Below are 14,303 nucleotides of genomic sequence, written 5' to 3' on the forward strand. Positions count from 1 at the left end.
GGAAGGGTGCGCTCAATGCGTACCCCCGGGCCCCGTCCCGTCCCCCCATCGTTTTTTCCTTTGGCCCTCCAGCGCAACGACGCGCCTCCAGACCACCAGGAGATCGCCATCACCGCATCCGACCCCGCCCTCAGCAAGGGCGGTACCCCCAGCGCGGGGACGGCGACACCGGCCGTCGAACTGCGCGGCATCACCAAGCGCTTCCCCGGCGTCGTGGCCAACCACGACATCAACCTCACCGTCGCCACCGGCACCGTGCACGCCCTGATGGGTGAGAACGGCGCCGGCAAGTCGACGCTGATGAAGATCCTCTACGGCATGCAGAAGCCGGACGAGGGCACCATCGCGATCAACGGCGAGCTGTGCGAGTTCAACACCCCGGGCGACGCCATCGCGCGCGGCATCGGCATGGTGCACCAGCACTTCATGCTGGCCGACAACCTCACCGTCTGGGAGAACGTCGTCCTCGGCGGCGAGAAGATCCACGGCATCGGCGCCAAGGCCAAGGCGAAGATCAAGGAGATCTCCGACCAGTACGGCCTGGGCGTGCGCCCGGACGCCCTGGTCGAGGACCTCGGCGTGGCCGACCGCCAGCGCGTCGAGATCCTCAAGGTGCTCTACCGCGGCGCCAAGATCCTGATCCTCGACGAGCCCACCGCGGTGCTCGTCCCGCAGGAGGTCGACGCGCTCTTCGACAACCTGCGCGACCTCAAGTCCGAGGGCGTCACCGTCATCTTCATCTCGCACAAGCTGCACGAGGTGCTGTCGGTGGCGGACGCGATCAGCGTCATCCGGCGCGGCACCACGGTCGGCGACGCCGACCCGGCGAACGTCACCGCGCGTCAGCTCGCCGAGATGATGGTCGGCGCCGAGCTGCCCTCCCCGGAGAGCCGCGAGTCCACCGTCACCACCACCGAGATGCTGGACGTCCAGGGTCTGCGGATCGCCAAGACCGACGCCGAGGGCATCGAGCGCGTCGTCCTGGACGACATCTCGCTGCGCATCCACAAGGGCGAGATCCTCGGCATCGCCGGCGTCGAGGGCAACGGCCAGGCCGAACTGGTCGAGGCCATCATGGGCATGCTCCCGCTGGACGCCGGGACGATCACCCTGGACGGCAAGGACCTCTCCGGCACCCTCACCCGGGCCCGCCGCGAGGCCGGCATCGGCTACATCCCCGAGGACCGTCACCGGCACGGCCTGCTGCTGGAGGCCCCGCTCTGGGAGAACCGGATCCTCGGCCACGTCACCGAGAGCCCGAACTCCAAGGGCGCGCTGCTCGACCCGGCCGCCGCCCGCCGCGACACCCAGCGGATCGTCGAGGAGTACGACGTCCGCACCCCCGGCATCGAGGTCACCGCGGCCTCCCTCTCCGGCGGCAACCAGCAGAAGCTGATCATCGGCCGCGAGATGAGCCACGACCCCAAGCTGCTGATCGCCGCCCACCCGACCCGCGGTGTGGACGTCGGCGCGCAGGCGCAGATCTGGGAGCACATCCGGACCGCCCAGCGGGCCGGCCTCGCGGTGCTGCTGATCTCCGCCGACCTGGACGAGCTGATCGGCCTCTCCGACACCATCCGGGTGATCTACCGCGGCCGCCTGGTCGCCGACGCCGACCCGGCCACCGTGACCGCGGAGGACCTGGGCACCGCGATGACCGGTGCGGCCCGCGGCCACATCGAGTCCGAGCCGGAGGCCGTCGAGGAGTTCCACGAGGTCCTCGCCGAGGGCACCGAGGCCGAGTCCGGCCCGCAGGACGCCGCCCCGTCCGACACCCCCACCGACACCGCCGACCCGCAGGCGGGGGAGTAGCCACATGACCAGTCCCACCCCCGCCGCCCCGAAGCCGGCGGCCAAGAGCTCCCTGGCGCAGCGGTTCAGCGTCGAGAAGATCGTGCTCGCCCTCGCGGCGCCGGTGCTCGCCGTCGTCCTCTCCGTCGCGATCTGCTCGGTCCTGCTGGCGACCTCGGGCAAGAACCCGTTCGACGCCTGGGACGTGATGGTCACCTTCGGCACCAAGGCCGACGGCCAGGTGCTGATCCTGAACCGGGCCACCACGTACTACCTGGCCGCCGCGGCCGCGGCCTTCGGCTTCCGGATGAACCTCTTCAACATCGGTGTCGAGGGCCAGTACAAGGTCGCGGCGCTGTTCGCGGCGTTCGTCGGCAGCCGGCTCGACCTGCCGTCGTTCATCCAGATCCCGCTGCTGCTGATCACCGCCATGCTGGTCGGTGGCCTCTACGCCAGCATCGCCGGTCTGCTGAAGGTCTTCCGCGGCGTCAGCGAGGTCATCTCGACCATCATGCTGAACGCCATCGCGATCGCCATCGTCGGTCTGCTGCTGGTCCCCGGCCGCTTCGCGCCGGAGAAGGGCGGCACCACCAACGCCATCCAGACCGCCCCGGTCTCGGAGTCCAGCCACTTCTTCACGCTCGACACCAACGGCGGCCCGCTGTACGGCTTCCTGTTCATCGCGATCCTGGTCGGCGTGGCCTTCCAGTTCACCCTGACCCGGACCCGCTTCGGCTTCGACCTGCGCGCCACCGGCCGCTCGGAGTCCGCGGCCACCGCGTCCGGTGTGAACGTCAAGCGCATGATCGTCATCTCGATGCTGGTCTCCGGCGCGCTGGCCGGTCTGATCGGCCTGCCCGAGCTGCTGCAGAACTCGTACTACTTCGGCCAGAGCTTCCAGCCGGGCCTCGGCTTCCTCGGCATCTCGGTCGCCCTGCTCGGCCGCAACAGCCCGATCGGCATGGCCTTCTCGGCCCTGCTCTTCTCCTTCCTGGACACCACCGGCGCGCTGCTGCCGAACCAGGGCGGGTTCCCGCAGGAGATCGTCCCGGTCATGCAGGGCACCATCGTCATCTGCGTCGTCGTCGCGTACGAGCTGGTGCGCCGCTACGGCCTCAAGCGCCAGCAGCAGAAGGTCGGCGCCGAGCTCGCCGCCCAGGCCGCGGCCGCCAACGAGAAGAAGGAGGTGTCGGCATGAGCACCGCCACCGCTGCCCGTGCGAAGGCGCCGGGCGCTCCCGCCAAGAAGCGCAAGATGTCCTGGCCGGTGGTGCTGCTGCTGATCGCGGGCACCCTGGTCCTCTTCTCCGCCGTGGGCATGGCCACCGGCAACCACTCGCTGACCTCCTCCGGTCAGGTCACCGCCGCGCTCAGCGCCGCCGTGCCGATCGGCATGGCCGGTCTGGGCGGTCTCTGGTCCGAGCGGGCCGGCGTGGTCAACATCGGCCTCGAAGGCATGATGGTCGCCGGCACCTTCTGCGGTGCCTGGGCCGGCTTCCTGTACAACCCGTGGGTCGGCCTGCTGGCCGGCATGCTGGGCGGTGCGCTCGGCGGTCTGCTGCACGCCGTCATCACGGTGACCTTCGGCGTCGACCACATCGTCTCCGGCGTCGGCATCAACCTGCTGATCCCCGGCATCTGCGCGTACGTCAACCGGATCTACTACAAGGACTACATCGCCGACGGCGCCGGGGCGAACCAGTCCCCGCCGGCCGATCCGCTGCCGTACATCACCATCCCCGGCCTCTCCTCGGGGCTGAAGAGCCTGGAGAACCACCACTGGTTCCTGGTCTCGGACGTCGCCGGCGTGCTCGGCGGTCTGGTCACCAACATCTCGGTGGTGGTGCCGCTGGCCGGTGCGCTGATCGTGGCCAGCTACTTCCTCCTGTGGCGCACGGTGTTCGGCCTGCGGCTGCGCTCCTGCGGTGAGAACCCGACCGCGGCCGAGTCGCTGGGCGTCAACGTCTACAAGTACAAGTACTACGCGGTGGTCGCCTCCGGCGCCTTCGCGGGCCTCGGCGGTGCGTACCTCTCGCTGGTCGCCGCGCACTTCTACAAGGACGGCCAGACCCTCGGCCGGGGCTTCATCGGCCTCGCGGCGATGATCTTCGGCAACTGGATGCCCGGCGGTCTCGCCATGGGCGCCGGCCTGTTCGGCTTCACCGACAGCCTCCAGCTGCGCGACCCGGAGTCGGTGCACGTGCTGATCCTGGTCGTCGCGATCGCGATGCTCCTGCTGGCGATCTGGAACGCCTACCGCCGGAAGCTGACCGGCGCGGCGATCACCTTCGTGGTCTCCGGCGGCCTGTTCGCCTGGTACTTCACCACCGACCAGGTGGAGCGTCCGCTGATCGTGGCCACGCCGTACGTGATCACCCTCGTGGTGCTCTCGCTGGCCTCGCAGCGGCTGCGGCCGCCGAAGGCGGACGGCCAGGTCTACCGCAAGGGCCAGGGCAAGTGACGTCCGCCGACGGCCTGGTGGTCGACTGGGAGCGGCTGCGCGAGGCGGCCCGCGAGGCGATGGGCCACGCGTACGCCCCGTACAGCGCGTTCCCGGTCGGCGCGGCCGCCCTGGTGGACGACGGCCGGCTGGTCACCGGCTGCAACGTGGAGAACGCCTCGTACGGGCTCGGCCTCTGCGCCGAGTGCGGCCTGGTCTCCGCGCTGCACGCGAGCGGCGGCGGCCGGCTGGTCGCGTTCACCTGTGTGGACGGGGCCGGCGAACTGCTGATGCCGTGCGGCCGCTGCCGCCAGCTGCTGTACGAGCACGGCGGCCCGGAGCTGCTGGTCGAGCTGCCCTCCGGGGTGAAGCCGATGAGCGCGGTCCTGCCCGACGCGTTCGGGCCGGAGCGGCTCTAGTCTCTCTGTCTGTTACGCGCGTAGAGTGTCGCGAGTGGGGCCGCAAACCGGCCAGCTCGCGACACTCTTCGCTTTTTGAACCCCTCTTGGAGCAAGCCATGGACGCCATCTCCGTCATCAGGACCAAGCGCGACCGCGGAGAGCTGAGCGACGCTCAGATCGACTGGGTCATCGACGCCTACACCCGCGGCGAGGTGGCCGACGAGCAGATGTCCGCGCTCGCCATGGCGATCCTGCTCAACGGCATGAACCTGCGCGAGATCAGCCGCTGGACCGACGCGATGATCCGCTCCGGCGTCCGGATGGACTTCTCCTCGCTCGCCCAGCCCACCAGCGACAAGCACTCCACCGGCGGCGTCGGCGACAAGATCACCCTGCCGCTCGCCCCGCTGGTCGCCGCCTGCGGCGCGGCCGTCCCGCAGCTGTCCGGCCGCGGCCTCGGCCACACCGGCGGCACCCTCGACAAGCTGGAGTCCATCCCCGGCTGGCGCGCCCTGCTCTCCAACGAGGAGATGCTCCAGGTGCTGCGCGACACCGGCGCGGTGATCTGTGCCGCCGGCGACGGCCTCGCGCCCGCCGACAAGAAGCTGTACGCGCTGCGCGACGTCACGGGCACGGTCGAGGCGATCCCGCTGATCGCCTCCTCGATCATGTCCAAGAAGATCGCCGAGGGGACGGGCTCGCTCGTCCTCGACGTGAAGGTCGGCTCCGGCGCCTTCATGAAGAACCTGGACGACGCCCGCGAGCTGGCCCGCACCATGGTCGGCCTCGGCACCACGGCCGGCGTCAACACCGTCGCCCTGCTCACCGACATGTCCACCCCGCTCGGCCTCACCGCGGGCAACGCGCTGGAGGTCCGCGAGTCGGTCGAGGTGCTGGCCGGCGGCGGCCCGGCCGACGTGGTCGAGCTGACCCTCGCGCTGGCCCGCGAGATGCTCGCCGCGGCCGGCGTGCACGGCAAGGACCCGGCCGACGCGCTGCGCGACGGCTCCGCGATGGACCACTGGCGCCGCATGATCGCCGCCCAGGGCGGCGACGTCGACGCCCCGCTCCCGGTCGCCCGTGAGCAGCACGTCATCCCCGCGCCGGCCTCCGGCGTGCTCACCACGCTCGACGCGTACGCGGTCGGCGTCTGCGCCTGGCGCCTCGGCGCGGGCCGCGCCCGCAAGGAGGACCCGGTGCAGGCCGGCGCCGGCGTCGAGATGCACGCCAAGCCCGGCGACACCGTGGTGGCCGGCCAGCCCCTGCTGACCCTGCACACCGACACCCCGGAGCGCTACGACTACGCCATCGAGGCCCTCGCCGGCGGCATCGAGGTCGCCCCGGCGGGGACGGCGTTCACCCCGAACCCGATCGTGCTCGACCGCATCGCGTGAGCCGTGGGTCTGCTCACGTACGCCTGGTCAGGCGTACGTGAGCAGACCGCTGGTGTCGAGCGCCCACGGGCCGACGGTGACCGTGTCGCCGAAGGCGAACTCCTTGCGCGAGGTGTAGCCGGGTTCCGAGTGCACGATGCCGGTGCCGGTCCGGGGGTCGACGATCAGGTAGAACGGAATGCCCATGGCCGCGTAGTCGCGGACCTTGCCGTGGTAGTCGTTCTCGGGGTTGGACTTGGAGACGATCTCGACGACCAGCAGGACCTCGTGCGGCAGGAGGGCGGATTGGTCGCTTTCGAGGACCCTCTCGGCGAAGACCATCAGGTCGGGATTCCGCAGTCGGCCCAGGCCGACGTCCTCCAGGTCGGCCCCGGGATGCGCGATGTGGCCCGGATGCGTCTGCGGAAGCTGGGCGTTGAGCTGCCGAGCGATCCGGATGACGGCGAGTTCGTGCTTCCTGACCGGCGACATCATCATGACGATCTCGCCGTCGGCGATCTCGATCTTCCCTATCCCCGGCACCTGCGGCAGCTGATCGGCGATCTCGCGCAACCGGGCGTACACAGCAGGATCGTTGCTCATATTGCGGAGTCTATCGATGCACGCCGACGGACGGGCTGTTCTCAGCCCGTCGCGGTGAGGGTGAGCTCGAGGAACTCCTCGGGGGCCTCGCGGACGAGGTCGTGGCCGACCGGGAGGGTGTGCACCGTCCAGGCGGGGTCCTGCCGCAGCCGGTCGAGGGTCTCCAGGAACGGGGTGTCCTCGAACTCCTCGGCGTGCAGGTACACGCGGGGTACGGCGAGCGCGTCGGCGGCGCCGGTGAGCCTGATCGGCTGGAGCAGGGTGGCCAGCGGGTGGACGGTGGCGCGCGGGTCGAGGTCGGGGTGCCGGCCGACCAGGGTGTGGCCGCCGCCGGCCGCGGCGCCGGCCAGGTACCGCTGCTTCCAGACCTCGTTGACGATGGTGTACGCCGACTCCCCGTCGCGCGGCACGAAGGCGTCCGCGTGGACCAGCCCGGCGATCCGCTCCGGCGCGCGGTCGGCGACCCCCGAGGCGACCATCCCGCCGTAGCTGTGCGCGACGAGGACGGCGTCGGTGATCCGCTCGGCCTCCAGCAGCCCGAGCACGTCCTGGATGTGGGTGTCGAGGTCGACGGCCAGGGCGTTGAGGTGGCCGCGCTCGCTGACCCCGGTCAGCGTCACGGGGAACACCTCGTGTCCGGCGGCCCGCAGCCCCGCGGTGAGCGGCCGGTACCACCAACCGCCGTGCAGGACGCCGGGGATGAGGACGAAGGTGGCCATGTGCGTTCCTCTGGTCGATCGGGTGGGACGAGAGGAAAGCTACGGCGGATACCTGACGCCCTGTGTCAGGTATCCGCCGGTTCTTGATCGTCAGTGGACGGCGGGGACGGTCCGGCGGGCGGCGAGGGCCCGGCGGGTGGCGTAGAGGGTGACGGCGGCGGCCAGGGTCATGGCGGTGAGGCCCACGGCGGCGGCACCCGGCCAGCCGGTGGCGTGGTACGCGTCGGCGCCGACCGTCCCGCCGAGGCTGTTGCCCAGGTAATAGGCGATCAGGTACAGCGCGGAGGCCTGGGCGCGGCCCTCGGTGACGGTGCGGCCGACGGCGGAGGACGCGGTCGCGTGGCCGGCGAAGAAGCCGGCCGTGATCAGGACCAGGCCGAGCAGGGCGCAGAGCAGCGAGCCGGCGAGCGAGAGCAGCAGGCCGGCGGCGGTCACGCCGATGGAGGCGTAGAGGGCGCCGCGCCGGCCGAGGCGGCCGGAGAGCCGGCCCGCGGCGGCCGAGGTGCCGGTGCCGACCAGGTACACCACGAAGATCGAGGCGGCGACCGACTCCGGCAGGTTGAACGGCGCGGAGATCAGCCGGTAGCCGACGGTGTTGTAGACCGCGCCGAACACGGCCATGAAGAGCAGCCCGAGCGCGTAGAGCCGGACCAGCAGCGGGTTGCGCAGGTGCCGGCCGACGGTGCGGGCGAGGGCGCGGGCGTCCACCGGGGCCGGGGTGAAGTGGCGGGCGGCGGGGATCAGCAGCCGGAAGGCCAGCGCGGCGAGCAGCGCGAGCGCGGCGGAGGCCGCCAGGCCCCAGCGCCAGCCGAGGCCGGCCGCGACCCAGCCGGAGAGCAGCCGGCCGCCCATGCCGCCGATGCTGTTGCCGGCCACGTACAGGCCCATCGCGGAGGCGAGCGCGCTGGGGTGGACCTCCTCGGCGAGGTAGGCCATCGCCGTGGCGGGCAGTCCGGCGAGGGCGGCGCCCTGGAGGGCGCGCAGCACGACCAGGGTGGTGAGGTCCGGGGCGAACGGCAGGGCCAGGGCGAGGGCGGCGGCGGCCAGCACGGAGGCGGTCATCACCGCGGTGCGCCCGTAGCGGTCGGAGAGCGCGCTGGCCGGGAGCAGGGCGAGGGCGAGGCCCAGGGTGGCCGCGGAGGCCGTCCAGCTGGCCTGGCCCGGGGTGAGGTCGAGGTCGGCCGAGAGGACCGGCAGCAGGCCCTGGGTGGAGTAGAGGAGGACGAAGGTCGCGATGCCGGCGGCGAAGAGCGCGAGGTTGGCGCGGCGGAAGGCGCGCTGGCCGGCGCGGTGGCGGTCGTCGGTGCGTGCGGTGATCGGGGACGGCTGGGCGAGGGCATCCGGAGTGGCCACGGATGCCCCGGTACTGGAGGGCTGCATGGCGTCGACGTTAGGCCGGGTGGCGCTGATGCGTCCAATGCATGGTTGGTCGATAATGCATGCGTCAGTGCATGAGCGCAGGTGGCTGCGGGGAGGACGGGCGCAATGGCGGAGAGCACCGGGGAGTTCGAGCTCCCGCACCGGCTCGCGGAGTTGGGGCCGGAGCCGCCGGCCGTCCGACTCGCGCCGCAGCTGGCCCAGTTCGCGGCGGTGGCCCGGCTGGAGCACGTGACGCAGGCGGCGGTGGTGCTCGGCATGCCGCAGCCGACGCTGTCCCGGGCGGTGGCCCGGCTGGAGGCGGAGCTGGGCGTGGACCTGCTGGCCCGTCAGGGCCGGACGGTCCGGCTGACCCGGGCCGGCCGGCTGCTGCGGGCCTCGGTGGAGCGGGCACTGGCCGAGTTGGAGCGCGGCGCCGAGGCGGCCCGGGCGGAGGCGGACCCGGCGGCCGGGCGGGTGGCGTTCGGCTTCCTGCACACCATGGGGACGGACGCGGTGCCGGCGCTGCTGCGCGGGTTCCGGGCGGCGCACCCGCAGGTGCGGTTCCAACTGGTGCAGGACTACGTCGGGGCGATGCTGGAGCGGCTGAAGGACGGGGAGCTGGATCTCTGCCTGGTCTCGCCGCTGCCGGAGGACGACCCGGCGCTGGTGGCCCGTCCGCTGGACGAGCAGCGGCTGTACCTGGTGGTGCCGGCCGACCACCGGCTGGCCGGGCGGCGGCGGATCCGGCTGGCGGAGGTGGCCGAGGAGCCGTTCGTCGGCCTGGAGCGCGGGTACGGGCTGCGCGCGATCACGGACGGGTTCTGCGCGGAGGCCGGGTTCGCGCCGCGGATCGCCTTCGAGGGCGAGGAGGCGGAGACGCTGCGCGGGCTGGTCGCGGCCGGGCTGGGGGTGGCGCTGCTACCGCCCGCGCTGGTGGCGCGGCCGGGGGTGGTGGAGCTCGAGGTGACGGCGCCGCGCACCCGCCGGGCGATCGGGCTGGCATGGGCGGCGGGGCGGCCGCCGACCCCGCCGGTGGCGGCGTTCCGGGACTTCGTGCTGTCGCGGCGGGGGCGGTTGCTGCAGCACGACTGAGGGCCGCCTCCCGGGGCACCCGTGGTGCGTGCGCACCCGTTCGGTGGAATCCGGGTGCGCATTGGCCGAACCGGCGCGTGGACGGTGGCTGTCTACGCGCGTAGGAGCTACACTCTCGCAATGGAGAAGCAGATCCCCGTCACCACCGCGGGCACCGGCCCCCGGATCCCCACCCCCGACCAGATCGCCCGCGCCCCGAAGGTGCTCCTGCACGACCACCTCGACGGCGGACTCCGCCCCGAGACCGTGGTCGAGCTGGCCGCCGCGGTCGGCTACGAAGGTCTCCCCACCACCGACCCGAAGGAACTCGGCGAGTGGTTCCGCGAGGCCGCCGACTCCGGCTCGCTGGTCCGCTACCTGGAGACCTTCGCGCACACCTGCGCCGTGATGCAGACCCGCGAGGCCCTGATCAAGGTCGCCGCCGACTGCGCCGAGGACCTGGCCGCCGACGGCGTCGTGTACGCCGAGGTCCGCTACGCCCCCGAGCAGCACCTGGAGGGCGGCCTGACCCTGGACGAGGTCGTCGAGGCCGTCCAGGAGGGCTTCCGGCTCGGCGAGGCGAACGCCAAGGCCGCCGGCCACCGCATCCGCATCGGCACCCTGATCACCGCGATGCGGCACGCCGCGCGCTCGCAGGAGATCGCCGAGCTGGCCAACCGCCACCGGGACCAGGGCGTCGTCGGCTTCGACATCGCCGGTGCCGAGGCCGGGTACCCCCCCACCCGCCACCAGGCCGCCTTCGACTACCTCAAGGGCGAGAACAACCACTTCACCATCCACGCGGGCGAGGCCTTCGGCCTGCCGTCGATCTGGGAGGCCCTGCAGTGCTGCGGCGCCGACCGGCTCGGCCACGGCGTCCGGATCGTCGACGACATCACCGTGAACGAGGACGGCAGCGTCGAGCTCGGCCGGCTGGCCGCGTACGTGCGCGACAAGCGCATCCCGCTGGAGATGTGCCCCACCTCCAACCTCCAGACGGCGGCGGCCACCTCGTACGCCGAGCACCCGATCGGGCTGCTCAGCCGGCTGAAGTTCCGGGTGACGGTGAACACCGACAACCGGCTGATGAGCGGCACCAGCATGAGCCGCGAGTTCGGGCACCTGGTGGAGGCCTTCGGCTACACGCTGGGCGACATGGAGTGGTTCACCGTGAACGCGATGAAGTCGGCGTTCCTGCCGTTCGACGAGCGGCTCGCGATGATCAACGACGTGATCAAGCCGGGTTACGCCGAGCTCAAGGCGGAGTGGCTGTTCAGCGTCGGCTCCTGAAGCCGGATCGGGTGGTGTGTGGTCGGATGAACGCCTTTGTCCCGTAAGGAAATTGGCGTTCATCTGACTACCCACTCGTGTGGGTTAACGCCCTTTGATCCTCGTGCGATCCAATCACTACGGTGTGCCAGTCATCGCCGACCGGCCGTGGCGGCGGAACCCGCCGCCCTGCCGTGGATGTCGGCCACCGACGAGGATTCAAGGGGACGAACATGAAGCAGGCCACTCTCAAGGCCGCCGGTACCGCCGCGCTCGGCATCGCCATCGCGGCGGTGGGCGCCGGCAGCGCGTCCGCCGACCCGGCCGCCGCCGGTGGCCTCGGGCTTCCCACGGGCGCGGTGACCAACCCGGCCGTGACCGGCGCGGTCGTCGACACCGCGGGCAAGCTGCCCGGCGGCGACAAGGTCGCCGGCACCCTCGGCACCCTCAACCCGAGCACCGGGCAGGCCGTGACCGCCCCCGCCGGTGACGCCGCGCAGCGCGCCGCCGTGCCGAACGTCCCGGGCCTGGACAAGACCCCGCTCGGCGGGCTGACCCAGACCCTCCCGCTGCCGGGCCTCGGCGGCTGACACGCCCTGTCGCGCGGCGGGCCGCCCGCACCCCGGTGATGCCGGGGCGCGGGCGGCCCGTTGTCGTCGTGCCCGTGGTCACCGTTCCCGAGGGCGTCACGGCTCCTGCGGGAGCAGCAGCCAGAGCGCCAGGTAGATCAGGAACTGCGGGCCGGGCAGCAGGCAGGAGGCCAGGAAGATGATCCGGACGGTCCACGGCGACAGGCCGAAGCGCTCGGCGATCCCGGCGCAGACGCCGGCGATGACGCGGTTGTGGCGGGGGCGGGCGAGGCGGCTCATGGCGGTCTCCGTGTCGTAGCGCCTGGGCCGGTCCCTCCGGCTGGCGTACTTCCATGCTCCGCCGCCGCGGCCGCCGAATCCTCAACCTGGACGGCGATCCCGCCCCGGAGCTCCGTCATCGGGAAGACGGACGTCCTCTCGGGGTTCCCCTCAGGGGCGCCCCGGAGACCGGCGGCCGGCGGAGCGGGGAGCCGGGCCGGTCGGCCTCCGGTCCCGAGCGGCCCCGTCGCGGCCGCCCCGGTCGTCGTGCGCGGAGGCGGACCACCCGGACCCACCCGGAGACGCGAACGAGCGGCGGGGCCCGTCCGGACCTCGCCGCTCGTCGTCGGTGCGGTCGCCCGCTACTGCTGGGCGGCCGCCTTGCGGCGGCGCATGACCAGCGCGCCGCCCGCGCCGATCAGCAGCACGCCGGCCAGGGCGGCCCCGCCGACGCTGGCGCCGGTGGACGCCAGGCTCCCGCCGCCCGAACCGGTGGCGGTGACGGACGGGGACGCGCTGGGCGCGGCGGCGGAGACGGTCGCCGACGGGCTCGTGCCGGCGGCCGTCGAGCTGCTCGCCGACGGCTTCGGGGAGGACGAACCGCTCGTCGACGGCGTGGGGGAGGTGCTGCCGCTCGGCGAGGTGGAGCCGCTCGGCGAGGCCGACGGCGAGGCGGAGCCGCTCGGCGAGGCGGAACTGCTCGGCGAGGTGGAGGCGCTGGGCGAGGTGCTGGGCGCCGGGCTCGACGGGGTCGTGGTCGGAGCGACCGCCGCGCAGGTGTGCGACAGGTTGAACAGCTTCACGTCACCGCCGCTCACCTCGGCGACGGCCGCGGTGAGCTTGGCGCCCGGCGTCGACGCCACGTAGGCGTGCTTGTCGGTCGGCGGGCCGAAGGTGGTGACGACCTGCTGGCCACCCGGCTCGAAGGTGACGGTCAGCTTCACGAAGTGCGCTTCGTTGGTGGGCAGGACGAAGTGCCAGCCGTCCATGGTCGAAGGGATCCCGGGGCACTGCTCGCCGCTGCTGGGGACGCCGCCCTCGGTGGAGGACGCGGTGCGCGGGAGGGACTGCCGCAGCTGCACCGTGTAGGTGCCCGCCGTCGCGTACGCCGGGGCGACGGCCGAGGCGGCCAGCAGACCGGCCGCTGCCGCCACCGTGGCGGACGTGCGGAGGAGGTTGGTAAGACGCATGACTATCAACTCACTGTCGAAGGCCGAGTGAGAAATGACGCCCCCGGGGGAGTCCGAAGGGCGGCCAAGGCTTCTACGTGGTGCATACGCCGGTCAAGTCCGGTGTCATGGGGTATGCGGCGATAGCGAATTGATTGTCCGAAATGACGACTGTAAGGATTCGGTGAAGTCCTCCGTGTTCCGGGGGCTCCTTGCCTCTGCCCCTGGGGCAGGGGCCAGAGTGACGGCATGCACGAGGACTTGATCGGCATCGGGGAGCTCGCGGCCAGGACCGGGCTGAGCCACAAGGCGCTGCGGCTGTACGCGGACCGGGGGCTGCTGCCGCCCGCGCACGTCGATCCGCGGACCGGGTTCCGGCGGTACGCCCCGGTCCAGGTCGAGCGGGCCCGCCGGATCGCCCTGCTGCGCGCCACCGGGATGCCGCTGGCGCTGATCGCGGGGGTGCTCGACCCGGGCGGAACCGAGTCGGTCCGGCTGCTCGACGCCTACTGGCGGAAGGAGCGGTCCGTGCACGCGGCCCGCCGGGAGGCGGTGGGCTACGCCCGAGAAGTACTGGCCGGAAGGAGTCCGCGGATGTACGAGATGGCCGAGCGCGACGTGCCCGAGCAGAAGGTGCTGTTCATCCGGCGCCGTGTCACCGCCGAGGGCCTCCTCGACTTCCTCGGCGAGGCCACGGGTGCGATCTTCGCGCACCTGCGGACGACCGGTGCCGGCCCGTCCGGCCCGCTCTTCGCCGTCTACCACGGCATCGTGAGCGACGACTCGGACGGCCCGGTCGAGGTCTGCGTACCGACGACGGACGCGGTCGAGCCCGCGGGGGAGATCGGGGTGCGGATCGAGCCGGCGCACCGCGAGGCGTACACGGAACTGGGCAAGGGGGACCGGGACTTCGCGACGATGGTGGGGGTGCACGACGCCGTGCTCACCTGGATTCGCGAGCAGGGCCACGCCCGCACCGGGGCCACCCGCGAGGTGTACTACCCGAACTGGGAGACGGCCGAGGAGGGCGAGCACGTGGCCGACGTCGCGGGCGTCTTCACCCCGGCGGGCGGAACGGCCTGTGCCCGGCCCGTCGCCGCGGACGGGCCCGGCGAAGACGGGATCGAGGGCGGGCAATCGGGCCACCCGCACGGTTAATCCGTTGCCGGTCGGGGGCGGCGCGTCTACTCTCCCTGCAACGCGTCGAGGGAGACGAGTACCTCCGGGACCCGTGAGCCGAGAGAGCCGCCGGTAGCTGTGA

At 72.3% G+C, this 14,303-nt stretch carries 14 protein-coding genes; 9 read left to right on the top strand and 5 right to left on the bottom strand.

The features are described 5' to 3' along the window. The first annotated feature begins 15 nt into the window (after positions 1–15). The 5 genes from ACFVHB_RS01480 to ACFVHB_RS01500 all read left to right on the top strand — a co-directional run bounded on the left by ACFVHB_RS01480 (position 16) and on the right by ACFVHB_RS01500 (position 6,025). On the top strand, positions 16–1,812 hold the full coding sequence (locus ACFVHB_RS01480) for an ABC transporter ATP-binding protein (RefSeq protein ID WP_380314182.1): 1,797 nt from the start codon (positions 16–18) through the stop codon (positions 1,810–1,812). Between the two features lie 4 nt (positions 1,813–1,816). Next, complete coding sequence (locus ACFVHB_RS01485; RefSeq protein ID WP_380314183.1) at positions 1,817–2,989, top strand: ABC transporter permease; 1,173 nt, start codon at positions 1,817–1,819, stop codon at positions 2,987–2,989. Beyond that, complete coding sequence (locus ACFVHB_RS01490) at positions 2,986–4,251, top strand: ABC transporter permease (protein WP_380314184.1); 1,266 nt, start codon at positions 2,986–2,988, stop codon at positions 4,249–4,251. Before ACFVHB_RS01485 ends, ACFVHB_RS01490 begins: the two co-directional genes overlap by 4 nt. After that, positions 4,248–4,649: a cytidine deaminase gene (locus ACFVHB_RS01495; protein WP_380314185.1), complete on the top strand. Its 402-nt coding sequence runs from the start codon at positions 4,248–4,250 to the stop codon at positions 4,647–4,649. The genes ACFVHB_RS01490 and ACFVHB_RS01495 overlap by 4 nt, the downstream gene beginning before the upstream one ends. 98 nt (positions 4,650–4,747) lie before the next feature. Further along, entirely contained in the window at positions 4,748–6,025 is a 1,278-nt protein-coding gene (locus ACFVHB_RS01500; protein ID WP_380314186.1) for a thymidine phosphorylase, read from the top strand. A 27-nt stretch (positions 6,026–6,052) separates the two neighbouring features. Here the strand turns inward: ACFVHB_RS01500 and ACFVHB_RS01505 are convergent, their stop codons facing one another. The 3 genes from ACFVHB_RS01505 to ACFVHB_RS01515 form a co-directional block, all read right to left on the bottom strand. Continuing rightward, the gene (locus ACFVHB_RS01505; RefSeq protein ID WP_380314187.1) at positions 6,053–6,607 is read right to left on the bottom strand and encodes a Uma2 family endonuclease; all 555 of its coding nucleotides are present in this window, start codon (positions 6,605–6,607) and stop codon (positions 6,053–6,055) included. Between the two features lie 41 nt (positions 6,608–6,648). Then, positions 6,649–7,326 (bottom strand): alpha/beta fold hydrolase, encoded by a 678-nt coding sequence (locus tag ACFVHB_RS01510; protein ID WP_380314188.1) that lies wholly within the window; start codon positions 7,324–7,326, stop codon positions 6,649–6,651. 90 nt (positions 7,327–7,416) lie between these two features. Beyond that, positions 7,417–8,706: an MFS transporter gene (locus ACFVHB_RS01515; protein WP_380314189.1), complete on the bottom strand. Its 1,290-nt coding sequence runs from the start codon at positions 8,704–8,706 to the stop codon at positions 7,417–7,419. 105 nt (positions 8,707–8,811) lie between these two features. Here ACFVHB_RS01515 and ACFVHB_RS01520 point away from each other — a divergent pair, with 105 nt between their 5' ends. The 3 genes from ACFVHB_RS01520 (at position 8,812) to ACFVHB_RS01530 (ending at position 11,615) form a co-directional block, all read left to right on the top strand. Further along, positions 8,812–9,777 carry a LysR family transcriptional regulator gene (locus tag ACFVHB_RS01520; protein ID WP_380314190.1) on the top strand — a complete coding sequence of 322 codons (966 nt, stop codon included), beginning with the start codon at positions 8,812–8,814 and terminating at the stop codon, positions 9,775–9,777. Between the two features lie 120 nt (positions 9,778–9,897). After that, a complete protein-coding gene (locus tag ACFVHB_RS01525) occupies positions 9,898–11,046 on the top strand; it encodes an adenosine deaminase (RefSeq protein ID WP_380314191.1) in 1,149 nt (382 codons plus the stop codon). Positions 11,047–11,258: 212 nt separating this feature from the next. Then, positions 11,259–11,615 (top strand): hypothetical protein, encoded by a 357-nt coding sequence (locus tag ACFVHB_RS01530; protein WP_380314192.1) that lies wholly within the window; start codon positions 11,259–11,261, stop codon positions 11,613–11,615. Between the two features lie 96 nt (positions 11,616–11,711). Here the strand turns inward: ACFVHB_RS01530 and ACFVHB_RS01535 are convergent, their stop codons facing one another. Further along, on the bottom strand, positions 11,712–11,894 hold the full coding sequence (locus ACFVHB_RS01535; protein ID WP_238862903.1) for a PspC domain-containing protein: 183 nt from the start codon (positions 11,892–11,894) through the stop codon (positions 11,712–11,714). A gap of 341 nt (positions 11,895–12,235) precedes the next feature. Further along, positions 12,236–13,063, bottom strand: coding sequence for an LPXTG cell wall anchor domain-containing protein (locus ACFVHB_RS01540; protein ID WP_380314193.1), 828 nt, complete (start codon positions 13,061–13,063; stop codon positions 12,236–12,238). Positions 13,064–13,291: 228 nt separating this feature from the next. Here ACFVHB_RS01540 and ACFVHB_RS01545 point away from each other — a divergent pair, with 228 nt between their 5' ends. After that, positions 13,292–14,200 (top strand): MerR family transcriptional regulator, encoded by a 909-nt coding sequence (locus ACFVHB_RS01545; protein WP_380314194.1) that lies wholly within the window; start codon positions 13,292–13,294, stop codon positions 14,198–14,200. Positions 14,201–14,303 lie beyond the last annotated feature (103 nt).

It is taken from the genome of Kitasatospora sp. NPDC127111 (assembly GCF_042677465.1).
Lineage (GTDB): Bacteria > Actinomycetota > Actinomycetes > Streptomycetales > Streptomycetaceae > Kitasatospora.

What these genes read in the sequence shown, in the direction of transcription:
- ACFVHB_RS01480 (WP_380314182.1), top strand. Translation starts at nt 16, where the DNA reads ATGCGTACCCCCGGGCCCCGTCCCGTCCCCCCATCGTTTTTTCCTTTG.
- ACFVHB_RS01485 (WP_380314183.1), top strand. Translation starts at nt 1,817, where the DNA reads ATGACCAGTCCCACCCCCGCCGCCCCGAAGCCGGCGGCCAAGAGCTCC.
- ACFVHB_RS01490 (WP_380314184.1), top strand. Translation starts at nt 2,986, where the DNA reads ATGAGCACCGCCACCGCTGCCCGTGCGAAGGCGCCGGGCGCTCCCGCC.
- ACFVHB_RS01500 (WP_380314186.1), top strand. Translation starts at nt 4,748, where the DNA reads ATGGACGCCATCTCCGTCATCAGGACCAAGCGCGACCGCGGAGAGCTG.
- ACFVHB_RS01505 (WP_380314187.1), bottom strand. Translation starts at nt 6,607, where the DNA reads ATGAGCAACGATCCTGCTGTGTACGCCCGGTTGCGCGAGATCGCCGAT.
- ACFVHB_RS01510 (WP_380314188.1), bottom strand. Translation starts at nt 7,326, where the DNA reads ATGGCCACCTTCGTCCTCATCCCCGGCGTCCTGCACGGCGGTTGGTGG.
- ACFVHB_RS01515 (WP_380314189.1), bottom strand. Translation starts at nt 8,706, where the DNA reads ATGCAGCCCTCCAGTACCGGGGCATCCGTGGCCACTCCGGATGCCCTC.
- ACFVHB_RS01520 (WP_380314190.1), top strand. Translation starts at nt 8,812, where the DNA reads ATGGCGGAGAGCACCGGGGAGTTCGAGCTCCCGCACCGGCTCGCGGAG.
- ACFVHB_RS01525 (WP_380314191.1), top strand. Translation starts at nt 9,898, where the DNA reads ATGGAGAAGCAGATCCCCGTCACCACCGCGGGCACCGGCCCCCGGATC.
- ACFVHB_RS01530 (WP_380314192.1), top strand. Translation starts at nt 11,259, where the DNA reads ATGAAGCAGGCCACTCTCAAGGCCGCCGGTACCGCCGCGCTCGGCATC.
- ACFVHB_RS01535 (WP_238862903.1), bottom strand. Translation starts at nt 11,894, where the DNA reads ATGAGCCGCCTCGCCCGCCCCCGCCACAACCGCGTCATCGCCGGCGTC.
- ACFVHB_RS01540 (WP_380314193.1), bottom strand. Translation starts at nt 13,063, where the DNA reads ATGCGTCTTACCAACCTCCTCCGCACGTCCGCCACGGTGGCGGCAGCG.
- ACFVHB_RS01545 (WP_380314194.1), top strand. Translation starts at nt 13,292, where the DNA reads ATGCACGAGGACTTGATCGGCATCGGGGAGCTCGCGGCCAGGACCGGG.